This window comes from Syntrophus sp. (in: bacteria), from assembly GCF_040768185.1.
Classification (GTDB): Bacteria; Desulfobacterota; Syntrophia; order Syntrophales; family Syntrophaceae; genus Syntrophus; species Syntrophus buswellii.
This window is the reverse complement of the sequence record NZ_JAXGNC010000008.1, coordinates 19,870-33,934: the sequence shown is the minus strand read 5'-3', so window position 1 is coordinate 33,934 and position 14,065 is coordinate 19,870. Positions and strand designations below refer to the sequence as shown.

The 14,065-nt window shown below is 56.1% G+C and carries 12 protein-coding genes; 8 read left to right on the top strand and 4 right to left on the bottom strand.

What is annotated here, in order from left to right; genetic code table 11:
* Nucleotides 1-93 precede the first annotated feature (93 nt).
* Nucleotides 94-1,350, bottom strand: a complete 1,257-nt coding sequence (locus AB3175_RS09165) for a competence/damage-inducible protein A (protein WP_367360645.1) — start codon at nucleotides 1,348-1,350, stop codon at nucleotides 94-96.
* Nucleotides 1,351-1,414: 64 nt separating this feature from the next.
* Nucleotides 1,415-1,834 (bottom strand): phosphatidylglycerophosphatase A, encoded by a 420-nt coding sequence (locus AB3175_RS09160; RefSeq protein WP_367360644.1) that lies wholly within the window; start codon nucleotides 1,832-1,834, stop codon nucleotides 1,415-1,417.
* Between the two features lie 553 nt (nucleotides 1,835-2,387).
* Between AB3175_RS09160 and AB3175_RS09155 the strand changes: the two genes are divergently transcribed.
* The 7 genes from AB3175_RS09155 (at nucleotide 2,388) to AB3175_RS09125 (ending at nucleotide 7,467) form a co-directional block, all read left to right on the top strand.
* Nucleotides 2,388-3,104: a hypothetical protein gene (locus AB3175_RS09155; protein WP_367360643.1), complete on the top strand. Its 717-nt coding sequence runs from the start codon at nucleotides 2,388-2,390 to the stop codon at nucleotides 3,102-3,104.
* 34 nt (nucleotides 3,105-3,138) lie between these two features.
* Nucleotides 3,139-3,795 (top strand): hypothetical protein, encoded by a 657-nt coding sequence (locus AB3175_RS09150; RefSeq protein WP_367360642.1) that lies wholly within the window; start codon nucleotides 3,139-3,141, stop codon nucleotides 3,793-3,795.
* 257 nt (nucleotides 3,796-4,052) lie between these two features.
* On the top strand, nucleotides 4,053-4,526 hold the full coding sequence (locus AB3175_RS09145) for a hypothetical protein (RefSeq protein ID WP_367360641.1): 474 nt from the start codon (nucleotides 4,053-4,055) through the stop codon (nucleotides 4,524-4,526).
* A gap of 6 nt (nucleotides 4,527-4,532) precedes the next feature.
* Nucleotides 4,533-4,931, top strand: a complete 399-nt coding sequence (locus tag AB3175_RS09140) for a hypothetical protein (RefSeq protein ID WP_367360640.1) — start codon at nucleotides 4,533-4,535, stop codon at nucleotides 4,929-4,931.
* A gap of 57 nt (nucleotides 4,932-4,988) precedes the next feature.
* Entirely contained in the window at nucleotides 4,989-5,600 is a 612-nt protein-coding gene (wrbA, locus tag AB3175_RS09135) for an NAD(P)H:quinone oxidoreductase (RefSeq protein ID WP_367360639.1), read from the top strand.
* Nucleotides 5,601-5,732: 132 nt separating this feature from the next.
* Nucleotides 5,733-6,389, top strand: coding sequence for a DedA family protein (locus tag AB3175_RS09130; RefSeq protein ID WP_367360638.1), 657 nt, complete (start codon nucleotides 5,733-5,735; stop codon nucleotides 6,387-6,389).
* Nucleotides 6,390-6,591: 202 nt separating this feature from the next.
* A complete protein-coding gene (locus AB3175_RS09125; RefSeq protein WP_367360637.1) occupies nucleotides 6,592-7,467 on the top strand; it encodes a hypothetical protein in 876 nt (291 codons plus the stop codon).
* Between the two features lie 69 nt (nucleotides 7,468-7,536).
* Here AB3175_RS09125 and AB3175_RS09120 read toward each other — a convergent pair whose 3' ends face one another.
* Nucleotides 7,537-8,973 (bottom strand): NAD-dependent malic enzyme, encoded by a 1,437-nt coding sequence (locus tag AB3175_RS09120; protein ID WP_367360636.1) that lies wholly within the window; start codon nucleotides 8,971-8,973, stop codon nucleotides 7,537-7,539.
* 248 nt (nucleotides 8,974-9,221) lie between these two features.
* Nucleotides 9,222-10,460, bottom strand: a complete 1,239-nt coding sequence (locus AB3175_RS09115; protein WP_367360635.1) for a hypothetical protein — start codon at nucleotides 10,458-10,460, stop codon at nucleotides 9,222-9,224.
* 613 nt (nucleotides 10,461-11,073) lie between these two features.
* Between AB3175_RS09115 and AB3175_RS09110 the strand changes: the two genes are divergently transcribed.
* A complete protein-coding gene (locus tag AB3175_RS09110; RefSeq protein WP_367360634.1) occupies nucleotides 11,074-14,055 on the top strand; it encodes an AIR synthase-related protein in 2,982 nt (993 codons plus the stop codon).
* Nucleotides 14,056-14,065: the final 10 nt, after the last annotated feature.

Here is a 14,065-nt window from a genome sequence, read left to right as displayed (position 1 = left end):
CCCTGCGGAAAGGCGCACGCGGAGTACTGCTGCACTCCGGGAAAGCAGACGTCTTCCATGCCAATGTCGCGTCGAGGCGTTCCTGCCCGGATATCATGTCTGCCCGGGAATCGAAATAAGATATCGTTTCAGCAGCGTCAGAGCCGCCTGAGAGGTTGCGACTTTGACGCGCCGCCGTTCCCACCGGAAGAGATATTTTCGGCAGACCGTTTCTCTTCCGTCTGCAAGGGCTATGTACACGGTGCCCACCGGCTTCTCCCTGCTTCCACCGGTCGGTCCGGCAATGCCTGTGGTGGACAGGCCGAGATCGGTGTGCCCCAGTTTCCGAACCCCCTCGGCCATCAGCCGGGCGGTGGGTTCGCTGACTGCGCCATGCACCCTGAGCGTTTCTTCCGGAACGCCGAGCAGTTCTGTTTTGGCGAGATTGCTGTAGGTGACGGCGCCCCTCTCCAGAAAGATCGAACTTCCGGAAATGTCCGTCAGGCGGTCGGTAATCAACCCACCCGTGCAGGATTCCGCGACGGACAAGGTCAGTTTCCGTTCAGAAAGTAACGCTGCAACCGTTCCTTCCAGGGTTTCCAGATCGTAGGCGAAGATGTGGCGCTCCAGCCTTTCAACGACTTGAGCTTCGGCGATTTTCAGTAGCGACCGGGCTTCCTCCTCCGTCGGCTTCCTGACGGTAAGGACCAGCCGGAGTTCCGGAAAATGGGGATAAAAGCCCACGGACACCCCCTGGCCTTCCAGATCCGCATCGGCCAGGCGCTGATCCACTTCGGCTTCCGATATTCCCGAGAGCTTGATGGTGCGGGAGGCCACCGCCTGGGCGGCCTCCGGGAAGGTTCGGCGGAGGGTCGGCAGGGCGCCCTGGGACAGCATCCGTTTCATCTCTGCCGGAACGCCTGGAAGGACCGCAATGAGCTTGCCCTTCACATTCAGAGAGAAGCCCCAGGCCGTCCCGACCGGGTTGGCGATGGGTTCGGCCCCTTCGGGAAAATCCGCTTGCTTGGAGTTGCTGGGGGCCCAGTAGAGGCCGTAACGGTCAAAAATGGCCTTGATTTTGGAAAGAATGGTTTCATCGCGGTACAGTTTCAAACCATAAGCCCTGGCAATGGCCTCCGTCGTTTTGTCATCTGTCGTCGGTCCCAGTCCCCCCGTTACGATGACGGCGTCCGTCTGGGCCAGGATATGGTCCAGTGCCGTTTTGATGGCGGCTTCGTCGTCATCCACCGACATCAGGATCGGGACCTGCCATCCCTGTATATTCAGCTCCCTGGCGATATGGGAGGTGTTCGTGTCCTGGGTCCTGCCACTGATCAGTTCATTGCCGATGGTCAGAATGCCGACCTGCATTGCCTGCCTCCTTGTCCTGTCCCTCTTCCAACAGCCTGTTCGTTTAAAACCTCCCGCGGGCTTTTCATGCCCAGAATCCGCTTAAAAACCAGAGCAGCAGAGCGCCATAAATTCCCGCCACAACATCATCCGCCACGATGCCGTAGCCGCCCGGCAATTTGTCCTGAACCCATCCCGCCGGAAAAACCTTGACGATGTCGAAGAATCGGAAAAGCAGAAATCCCATGATGATCAGAGAGATGTTCTGTTCCGCTGGAAGGAGAGCATACTGAAGGCCGACCACCTCGTCAATGACGATGTGCGGAGAATCTTTCTCCATGAAAAGGGCCTCCGCCCTCTGGGAAATCCCGATGGACAGACCCGTCAGGGCCAGGATGGCCAGGATGTGAAGCGGCTGGGACAAGAGTGAAATGGCGAGATAAAGGGGAATGCCCAGGACTGTGCCCACAGTACCCGGTGCGGCGGGGGCATAACCGGCTCCCAATCCGGTGGCGGCAATTCTGATCCATTTATCCGTCGGGGAAACACCTCTTTCTGTGCAATATCGGGCAGGTGAACTCTGCGTCAGGCGCTAAGCTATCCTTTTTCCACCCATCTGTCAATTCTTTTGGTTATCTGGTCGGGGGCATCCGGGTCCTTCGTGATCGGTCTGACCCAGCCCATGAAACCGATCATGAGATTAAGGATTTGGATTCCTGGAAAATCATCGGAGTTCTACACCAATCTCTTAGATAAAATACGGTTTTATCTGTATTTACTTTTTCCTGCTGACTTCGGTAATGTTAAAATATCAAATTTCAGATTTCCTGCCTTACCTGCCGACGGACAAATGACGTTCCGTCTCCGGGCGGAGATTTCGGAAAGCCTGAGTTTGGGAAGTCACCGATTTCGAAGGATTGATTGAATAACAGAAGACGGGATGGAAAAGGGGGTGGGAGGCCGCTGACCGCAGGCAATGTGAAGATGGTTGCCATGTCAATGAGTCATCAGACGTAGGAGAAGAGGAGAATAACCCATACAGATATAAGGAGGAATCTATGCGTAAACTTGTGATGGCTGCCCTTTTTGCTTTCGTTTTCGGCAGCCTGATGTTTGGCGTTGCTGCCCAGGCAGCACCGTCTTTCACAACCTTGACACTTCCTGCACTGAACACGAATATTTCCACGTGGAGCGATGGCAGTACGTACAACAGCGTTTTCCCTGGCCTCCGCACGTGGAACGGCGTCCCTTTCAAGTTGGAAGTGGAAGAAAACACCGGAAATAATGTGTTTTATAACGGAACTCTTACCATACCTGTGAATGTCTACGGCGCAACCAATGCCTATACGCTCATCAATTCCTATTGTGGCGAATACGGGACGGTTATCGGGAAAGTCGAGTTTAACGGTTCCGACGGAGCCTATTATTCCGCAGATCTCGAGGAGGGAAGAAATGTGCGGGATCACTTTGCAGGCGGCTACAATAACATCATCGACGGTACTAATGCCGTAGCCGCATTCGACAACGGCAACGGAAGGGCCAGGCTGGACATGCAGATTTACTGGCTGCCGGCGGATTTTTCCGACGAAACGCTGACGAACATTGTATTTACGGCCTATGACAAAGGTCGCAGCGGTATTCCCTTTATTGCCGCCGCTACGGTAGAGGTGAATCCTGTCCCGGTTCCTCCGTCGGTTCTGCTCCTCGGCAGTGGTCTTGTCGGGCTTGGAGCCCTGAGTCGAAGAAAACTAAGGTTTCGGGAATTATTCAAATAGTTACAGCTAAAGCACAAAGGACTGCAGATTGATTATGGAGACGAAGGAACATTTGAAAGGAGGTACGGCAATGATCAGGATGAAAAGCGTTAAGGGATGGTTGTGTGCCCTTGCTGCAGCGGCAATCGTTTGTTTGCCTGCAGCGGGCATGAGCGCCGAGGTGAATGTGGCCTTGGGAAAGGCGGTTACGCTCAATGGGACGATGTATGGTGCAGCGGGGAGTACCCTGACCGATGGGATTTTCCGCCCTAGAGGCACTTCCTGGACAAGTGGGACCGTTTACTGGAACGGGACGGCCGCGTATGCGGAGATCGATCTGGGCGGCACCTATGTCATCAACAGTATGATTGCCCAGGCCGATGATAATGATCAGTACATGGTCCAATTCCGTGACATAGCAACAGATTCCTGGTGGACTGCGTGGACAGTGCCGAACTATGACGGTTATGGCAGTGGAATGCAGACTCGCCCGAATCCCGCCGACGATACGGAAAAGTATGTTCTGGAAACACCCATTACCACGGATGCTCTTCGCTTCTATGCTCTTTCCGGTGACAATTCCTATTCGGTATCCGAGATCCAGGCCTATGGGAGCGCGGTCCCGATTCCCGGCGCTTTGTGGCTATTTGCCCCGGGTCTTGCCGCGCTGGCTGGCTTCAGGAAGAAATTGGCCGGAGCTCGATCCCGTTAAGAACAGACACAAAACACCCCCGTTACAAAACGTCACTTTCAAAGAGGCCATGGCCGGTTTCAACCGGTTGTGGCCTCTTTGGTTTGATGTCCTGCAACCCTACGTGAAAAGAAATAAATTGAAAATATTTTAGATATTTAGTTCAGATCATTTTTGTGTTAATTTGTAAAACAAGGCGATCAAGGTGATGGCCTTGAAAGCTCCCGGCAAAACCGGGCCTTGACGAGGTAAAACCAAGAATGAAGGGGGAAACCGCCATGAGCAGATCGTTTTTTTTAGATCGCATCGGGAAAAAAGGAATATTCCGGAGGACAGGCAGAACCTCCGGGGTCCGGATCAGCCGTTCACCCTTTTCTTTGCGGGGCGGATTCCGGTTCGGGTTGTATCTGGCCGGGTTATCGGCGTTGGTGCTGATGGGTCCGTGGTCGGTCTACGCTCATCCTCCGGGGGACGTAAAATTGTCCTACCTGAAAGACCAGCAGGCGCTTCAGGTCACCATCACGCACAGCACACCGTTCCCGGGTTCTCATTATGTCAAGCAGGTCCAGATTCAAAAGAACAGGGATAAACCGGAGATTTACGAATATAAGAGCCAACCGGATAAATCCCGATTTGTTTATGTCTACAAAATGACATTGGCGGATGGTGACCGGGTGGATGTCAAGGTGTTCTGCAACATCTATGGGACCCGTACCGTCAGCATCGTGATGCCCAGCCCGTCAGCAAGGTAAGGCCCCATGAACTTGTTCTATCTGCATATCGGATTCATGCTGGTCTCGATGGCACTGCTGCTGGCCGGTGTGGCCGTGGCCATGGTTTTCCGCCGCAAACGCTGGTGGTTGAAGGTGCATCGGCGCGCCGGCATCGGGGCGGGTTTCGTTCTGCTGGGCGGCTTTCTGGCCGCCATCCTCCTGGTATCGCAGTCCGCCGGGGCGCACTTTGCGTCACCCCATACCTGGCTGGGGGGCGCCACGCTGCTGGGTGCTTTCATGACGCTTCTGCTCGGGTTATCTTCCTTCCGTTTTCCGGGCCATGCTCCTGAAATCAGGGCGATTCATCGCGTTTCTGGACGGTTGACCGGGGCAATGGGGCTGATAACCGTCCTGTCCGGACTGATCCTTATCGGGGTTTTGTAAAAGGATGTAAAAAAGGGTGTATTGGAACGGGTTTCAACCATTCACGGAGGTTCAATCATGAAGATTATGATCGTTTATTATTCCGCCTATGGCCATGTTCACCGCATGGCCGAGGCCGTGGCTGAAGGTGCGGGAGAAATGGCGGGCGCCGAGGTCGTGATGCGGCGGGTCCCGGAAACACTCCCGGAAGAGTTGCTTAAAAAGATAGGCATTTTCGACGCGCAAAAGGCCTTTTCCCACATCCCGGTCTGTGCTGCGGATGAACTGGTTGCAGCCGATGCAATCATCTTCGGCACACCCACCCGTTTCGGAAACATGTGCGGTCAGATGCGCTCCTTCCTGGACGCAACGGGAGGCCTGTGGGCCAGGGGGGCGCTGGTCGGAAAGATCGGTAGTGTGTTCACCAGCACGGGAACACAGCATGGCGGCCAGGAATCTACAATCCTCAGCTTTCATACGACTCTGCTGCATCATGGCATGATTATTGTTGGCCTTCCCTATTCATTCCAGGGGCAGACAAGGAATGACGAAGTCACGGGTGGATCACCCTACGGAGCTTCAACAATAGCTGGGACGGAGAATGAACGATGGCCCAGTGAAAATGAACTGGCTGGAGCCCGTTTCCAGGGGCGCCATGTGGCCGGCATCGCGGGAAGACTGTTCCGCTGAAAGACAGGCAGGGCGGGATCTTTCCACCCCGCTGGCTGAAGTGTGAAAAAGGACAGGGGACTTCTTGACTTTCCGGAAGTCCTTTCCTATACTCCGCGCTCACAAAGGGAATAGGAACGGAATATCTATCGCATGGAAATCCTTGTCACTGTTATTGATTTTTTTGTTCATCTCGACCGGTATCTGAGTATCCTGGTGTCAAGCTTTGGTGTCTGGGCCTACGTTATTCTTTTCCTGATTATTTTCTGCGAAACGGGACTGGTCGTGACCCCTTTTCTTCCGGGGGATTCCCTGCTTTTCGGGCTGGGGGCTCTTGCCGCTGCCGGAGCGCTGGAGCTGGACCTCCTGTTGCTGATGCTCCCAGTTGCTGCAGTGGCCGGGGACAACGTGAATTATACCTTGGGCAAATATATCGGGCCCCGCGTCTTTCATCAGAACAATCCCCGGTTTTTCAAGAGGGAATATCTCGATCGGACCCACAGGTTTTATGAACGGCATGGGGGAAAAACCATTGTCCTCGCACGGTTTCTCCCTATTGTCCGGACGTTTTCCCCTTTTGTGGCGGGAATCGGCAGAATGGCATACCTTCGGTTTCTCTCGTACAGCATCGCGGGCGGCCTTTTCTGGGTTGTCCTTTTTCTATTGGGCGGCTATTACTTCGGTAACCTGCCCCTGGTGAAAGAGAATTTCACGCTTGTCATTCTGGCGATCATCATTGTTTCCCTGTTGCCCGGTTTCTTTGAGCTGATCCGCCGGCGTCGGGGGATGGTTGAAGGATTCGAATCCTAGTGCCGTTCCGGATTGTGGAGCAGGGCGCTCGGAGGGATGGAAACGGGGATAGCACCGAGCGCACGGGCGTGGAGACTCTAATAACGGACTGAGTCAAGAAGTGCTATAGTGGTGGGCCGAATTGAACCGGCGGACTTTTTTGGGGGCGGGAGCAGGGGCTTCTTTACATATGAGAATCTTCCAGTCGGGGTGGCGGGAGAACATGAGGCGGATCGGAGTTTGTCTTTTTGGATTAATCCTGCTCTTCTGCTTTGTAACGGAGGCTTCCGCCGAGAAGAAGACGATCGTCAAGATCAATGAAAATGTTCATGTCGCCGAAGGGCAGTGGGCTCGCAACGTCATTTCCTTCGGGGGGCAGATTACCGTTTCCGGGACCGTGCAGTCTCATGTCGTCTCTGTGGGAGGGCCGATCGTACTGAGCCGCACCGCCAAGGTCGGGGGGGATGTCGTCTGCCTTGGGGGGGTTGTCGTGCTGGGTAAGGGGGCGCAGATCGCAGGGACCCTGACGGAAATCAACTCTTCGAATCTTTCCGAGGCGATTTCCGATGTCCTGAATGACAACTGGGAAGGGTGGTCATGGGTCTTTACGATTTTTTCCATCCTGGTTTTCACCGGTTTGTTGATACTGGCCCTGCTGATCGTCACCCTGATTCCCAAACCGGTCAATCTGGTTGTGGAGGCCATCGAGACCCACCTGCTTCAGGTGGGGCTCTGGGGGCTCCTTGTTCTCATCCTCATGGTCCCCCTGGCGGTCTTATTGACCATATCCGTTGTGGGGATCGTTCTGGTCCCCCTTGAACTCACCCTGATTGCCTGTGCGGCGCTTCTTGGGTTGGTTTCCATCGCCCGGCTGATCGGAAGCAAGCTCCTGGCGCTGTTCAAGAAAAGCAACTCCAGGGCTCTCAAGGAGACCTTCTGGGGATTGTTCCTTCTGTGGATCGTGGGTTGGATCCCCGTTTTGGGATGGATGGTCAAGATTCTTGCCCTGGTCGTCGGCATCGGCGGGGTTTTCGCGACCCGTTTCGGCACCCACCCGTTGACAACTTCCCGTCCTGCCGCTTCTCAGGAAACGCCATGAAATTCCATTGGAGATGAACGGTTATGGCCGGGGCGGAGCGTCGCTTCTCATTACCCTTTTAAATATACCCTACGGATCAATCGGTGAGGAATAGGCACTGTGGGAACGGGCAACGCCCGATTCCCTCGCCGCTTCCTTTACGGCTTCTGCAACGCGGGGCTGCACGGCGGGGTCAAAGATGCTTGGGATGATCCGATCCCGATTGAGCTTGTCTGCTTCAACACTGGAGGCGATGGCATGGACGGCGGCCAGCAGCATGGCCTCGTTGATGTCCCGGGCGTGGCAGTCCAGGGCCCCCCGGAAAATGCCGGGAAAGCACAGGACGTTGTTTACCTGGTTGGCGTAGTCGGAGCGGCCCGTGGCCACGAGGGCTGCGTACCCTTCCGCTTCTTCCGGCATGATTTCCGGAATCGGATTGGCCATGGCAAAGACGATGGGGTCCCTGGCCATAACGGCGATGTCCTTACCCTGAAGCAAACCGGGTCTGGACAGACCGATAAAAACGTCAGCGCCCCGCAGGGCGTCATAGAGGGTGCCTCTTCGTTTCCCGGGGTTGGTTATCAGGGCGAGGTCCGCCTTGACAGGGTTCATGTTTTCCTGCCGCCCTCGATACAGGATGCCGCTGCGGTCGCAGCCGATAATCCGGCGGACGCCGGCAGCCCGGAGCAGAAAGATGGAGGCTGTCCCGGCCGCTCCCAGACCGTTTACGACAACCAGAATTTCTTCGAGGCGCTTGTTGACAAGCTTCAGGGCGTTCACGAGGGCCGCCAGGATAACGACCGCCGTGCCGTGCTGATCATCGTGGAAGACGGGAATGTCGAGCTCCCTTTTCAAACGCTGTTCAATTTCAAAGCAGCGGGGAGCGGAAATGTCTTCCAGGTTGATCCCGCCGAAAGAGGGGGCCATCCATTTTACCGCCGAGATGATCTCTTCCGGGTCCCTGGTGTCCAGGCAGATCGGGAAGGCGTCGATGCCGCCGAAGGTTTTGAACAGAACGGCTTTTCCCTCCATGACGGGCAGGGCCGCCGTCGGACCGATATCACCCAGCCCCAGGACTGCCGTCCCATCGGTAACAATCGCCACCGCATTTTTCTTGATCGTTAGATCGCCGGCCCGTTCAATGTCATCCTGGATGGCCATGCAGATTCGGGCGACGCCCGGGGTATAGGCCATGGCGAGATCGTTGCGGTCCCTGAGGGTAATCTTGCTGGTTATCTCGATTTTCCCCCCCCTGTGGAGATGAAAGGTGCAGTCGATGAGTTCGAGGATGTGACAGTTTTTCAGATTCCGGATCGCTTCGACCGTTTTTTTTTCGCTGTCTTCATCGGGTGCCTGGATCAGAATTTCCCGGGTGATTCTGCCGTCGCGCCGGGAAAGGATCTTCATCTCCATGATCTCGCCGCCCGTGCCGCGCGCCGCAGCCTCAAGGCTCGACCGGCAATCCGATCCATCCGGCATGTCCAGAGAAATGCGGAAACTGTGACTCGGGCTTGGTTTCTTCATCATGCCACCCGCTTTTAAAAGCCACTGAGCGTGCTGTCCCTTGCCTATACGTCATCCTGTGCGTCTACTGTCTCGAAATTACATGAATTTTAACATTATCCCCTGGTTGGATCAAGATGGATTTTCCAACAAGTTTCCATTCAACAAAAAGCGCCTGCCTTCGGGGCTTCTTAGGTCCCTGAAAGCAGGCGCCATTAAAAATAAATGGATCATGAAAAGCGGCCGGACGCTTGCCCGATCAGCAAAGCATCCTATTGTTTACCGGCAGGCACTTTCCTGACCAGGGGCCACTTGTCAAAGAAGGTGTTGTAGTACAGGAACGCCATGAGCCAGACGAACTGGCCTGCCAGGATGCCCATGACCGGGTAGCCCATCCCCATGTCGGTGCCGGCGTAGGGGACCATTTTGAAAATTTTCACCCAGATGATGCCGTAAGCGAGGCCGATGACCCACCAGATGGCGATCCGGGTCAGGATCCGGGCGACCGGATTCGGGACCATGGCTGCCGTGGGCCAATCGTCAAAGACGTGATGCCACAGCAGCGTCGCGATGACAATGGACAGCGCCACGGATGCAACCGGAACGTCCGGCGGCACTCCCGGCATCAGGTTCAGCGGATTGACGATAGCCCGCACCACGTAAAGCATGGCAAAGGCGCCGAGCCAGGTAATGATGAGACCGATGATTCCCATCCAGGGCTGCTTCTTGGCGAACAGTTTCATGGGATAATGCTCGCCGCCCTCGGCCGGAATCAGGAAGAACCAGATGAAGCACTGGGCGTAGGCCACAAAGGTCGGCCAGGAGCCCATGGGCTTGGATACGACGTGATGTCCTTCGAGATCCAGGTGAAACCAGAAGCTGGGAATGATGATGGCGAACCACACCAGCAGGCAGAAGTAGGAGCTCAGCGACCAGGCGCCGAGGCTGTCCCAGGGGGCCTTGATGTTTCCGGCAAAGGGCCATTTGTGGAACAACGCCGCATAGCCGATATTGGCCAGGATGACCGGAAGCGCATAGAAGTTGCTGGCTTCCCATCCTTCAATGGCCAGTTTGACTTCATCGGCATTCTGAGGCGTAAACAGAATGGCAAAGCTGAAAGGATGCCACCAGAGGCCGGAAAATCCCACAATGACAAAAAAACCGATTAGGCCGACCAGCAGACCGACGGCGGAATACCAGAGACCGGCACCGGGCTGGCGCTGCGTTACGGCATATTTCCCGTAACCGCCGAAGACCAGGGCCTGCCAGATCCACGCGTTGATGCACATCCAGAAGAAGGTGGCCTCGGCAAAGCACTGAAGATACTTGTTGTATGTCTTGGGATCGACCTCCTGGAGCCCCGGAGCCCCGAACGCCAGAATAACGGCTTTGGAGATCCAGCCCCAGACAGGCCAGTAAAGAAGACTGACAATAACCGTTAACACAACGGCAACAATTCCTGTCGTTATAAGACTATTGAAACTGCGTTTCACAACATACTCATCTGCCATTTTTTTCTCCCCTTTTTTATGAATAACAGATTATACAGAACAGATCAGAATTCCTGCCTCCGTCACAGAAGACAGGTTCAGGCGAAATGCCTGAAATTAAAATGCCACCTGGAACCATGTCCGGAAAAAGCGGTAGCCGGACATGACGATCAACACCCTGTTCATTTCACCTCCTTTCCATAAATTTTATCAAGCAGATTCCTCGTTTGCAGTGTCTCTGAACAATGCGCGGATACATTCATGTTCCCGTGATGGCTATGATTTTTTGCCACTGCCTTGAGCGGTGAATCATCGGGTAGGAAGAAATTCGCTCCTTTTGCTCTATTCTGATTAAAATGCAATCACAATGCGGCTAAAATTTCACAGTTGATGGACGATGTCAACAGGAAGTTCTGGATACATGCGATATTCCTGTCTCGATCATCGTTCGATCCCGGTGTATGCCGGGGGGAAGATCCTTGAAATCCATCTTTTTTCCCTGTTGCATTATAAGGTCAGGTATTGTACGTAAACTCTTCTTTCACGTTGCCGATGCATCCGCTCACAGTCCGAAAGACCGGGCCGGGGCCATCAAGACGAGAAAACGGTGGGACAGGAAAAGCGAGAATAGAACATGGTCAGCAGAATTGAAGTCGGCTTTCTTCCGGGGGTCCGGGACGCCCTGGGGGAAAAAACCCGGCGCAGGATACTCCACGATCTCCATCTTTCCGTGGAGCGGGTGGAGACGATCGAAGTCTATACCCTGGAAGGGAATCTGACGGACGATTTGCTGGAGCGGGTCGCGGCGGGGCCTTTTTCGGACCCGGTCATTCAGCGCTATGCCATCGACGGCAGTCTGGCCGATCGTTTCGACTGGCTGATCGAAGTGGGTTTCAGGCCGGGCGTAACGGATAACGTCGGCCGAACGGCAACGGAGGCCGTGCAGCTGCTGATGGAGGGGACGCAGAAAAACGGCGTAAAGGTCTACACGTCGCGTCAATATCTTCTCACAGGGATCCTGGAACGCGGGCAGGTGGAAGAGATCGCGTCGGGTCTGCTCGCCAATGACCTGATTCAGAGATTCGAGATTGTGGACGGCCGGACCTGGCAGCCGGGGAAAAGCATCAAACCCTATGTCCCCAAGGTGGTCGTGGCGGATGCGCCCCGAACGGATTATGTGGACCTTCCCGATGATGATGCCCGCCTTCAGGAAATCAGCAGCAGCCGCGTTCTCGCGCTGACTGTAGAAGAAATGCGGATCATCCGGAATTATCTTCAGGACGAGACGGTGCGGCGCGGACGCAGGGAGGCGGGGCTGGGCGAAGGGGTCACGGATGTGGAGCTGGAGTGCCTGGCCCAGACCTGGTCGGAGCACTGCAAGCACAAAATCTTCAACAGCTTCATTACCTACGAGGATGAGCGGGGAAACATCCGGGTCATCGACTCCCTCTTTAAAAGCTGCGTCAAGGGCTCTACGGCCGCCATCCGGGAAGAGCTCGGTTCCGAGGACTGGTGCCTGTCCGTGTTCGTCGATAACGCCGGGATCATAAAATTCAACGAAGACTACAACCTCGTCTTCAAGGTGGAGACCCACAACTCGCCTTCGGCGCTTGATCCCTACGGCGGCGCCCTGACGGGCATCGTGGGCGTGAACCGTGATCCTTTCGGCGCCGGCAAAGGGGCGAAACTCATCTTCAATACGGACGTTTTCTGCTTTGCCTCCCCCTTTCATGAAGGGCCGCTGCCGCCCCGCATCCTCCATCCGCGCCGCATCTATGAAGGCGTGAGGGAAGGTGTGGAACACGGGGGCAACAAGAGCGGGATCCCCACCGTCAACGGCTGCCTCGTCTTCGATGAGCGCTTCCTCGGCAAGCCCCTGGTGTACTGCGGAACGGGAGGAATCATGCCGGCCCGGATCCTGGGCGAACCTTCCCACATCAAAGAGGTCCATCCGGGCGACATTGTGGTCATGACCGGCGGCCGGATCGGTAAGGACGGCATCCACGGGGCGACCTTTTCTTCGGAAGAACTCAATGAAAATTCACCGGTTACGGCCGTTCAGATCGGGGACCCTATCACGCAGAAGCGGATGACCGACTTTCTTCTCGTGGCCCGCGACCGTGGGCTGTACCGCGCCATAACGGACAACGGCGCCGGCGGCCTCTCATCTTCCGTGGGCGAGATGGCCAGTCTGTCCGGCGGATGTGAGATCGACCTGAAAAATGCGCCGCTGAAGTATGCGGGTCTTCACCCCTGGGAGATCCTCATCTCCGAAGCCCAGGAGCGGATGACCCTGGCGGTCTATCCCGAAAAGATCGAAGCCTTTCAGGCCCTGGCCGCCAAAATGGGCGTGGAGGCGACCGTCCTGGGCCGTTTTACCGATTCGGGCAAATTCCACGTGCGCTACGGCGGGCAGACGGTGGCCTTTCTGGATATGGAATTCCTCCATGAAGGGCTTCCCCAGATGAAGCTGAAAGCCCGCTGGACGCCGCCCATCAACCCGGAGCCCGATTTTCCCGAACCGTCCAGTCTGGGGCAGGCTCTCAAGGACCTGCTGGGCCGTCTCAACATCTGCAGCAAGGAAGCGATCGTTCGTCAATACGACCATGAAGTCCAGGGCGGAAGCGTCGTCAAGCCTCTTGTGGGGATCGCCGAGGATGGTCCCGGAGATGCCGCCGTTCTGCGGCCCCTTCTGGAATCCTTTGAAGGGATCGTCGTGTCCAACGGGATCTGTCCCCGCTACAGCGATATCGACACGTACGCCATGGCCGCCTGCGCCATTGACGAGGCGGTTCGGAATGCCGTGGCCGTCGGGGCGCCGCTGAGCAGAATGGCCGGGCTGGACAATTTCTGCTGGTGCGATCCGGTGGAATCGGAGAAGACCCCCGATGGGCAGTACAAACTTGCACAACTGGTGCGGGCCAACGAAGCCCTGTATGAATATACCCGGATTTACGGCGTGCCGTGCATTTCGGGGAAGGACAGCATGAAGAATGACTACATGATCGGGGGAACGAAAATATCCATTCCGCCGACGCTGCTCTTTTCCGTCATCGCCCGGATGGAAGACGTGCGCAAGGCCGTGACCATGGACGCCAAGAAGCCGGGAGACCTGGTCTACGTTCTCGGGGAGACACGGAGGGAACTGGGAGGATCTGAGTGGTATGCCCTGAACGGATTTGTGGGCAACGGTGTGCCCCGGGTTGATGCGCGCAGGGCGAGAAGCCGTTACGAGGCTCTGAGCCGGGCGATGGATGCCGGACTGATTGCCTCCTGCCACGATTGCGCCGACGGCGGCCTTGGGATCGCTCTTGCGGAAACGGCCTTTGCCGGGGGCTTCGGGATGGCCGTGGATCTTTCCCGGGTGCCTTCCTCGGGGATTGATCGCAATGACGAGCTGCTCTTTTCCGAATCTCAGAGCCGGTTTGTCGTCACCGTGGCACCGGCGGCGAGGGAGGCCTTCGAAGCCATCATGGCCGATTCGGAGACGGCCTGTATCGGCTGCATTACCGGGGATCGGACCTTTGTGGTCACTGGGCTGCAGGGCGCGGCCATTATCGAGGAGGACCTGGCTTCCCTGAAGGAGGCCTGGCAGCAGACGCTTCGCGATCTGTAGAAGCTCACGG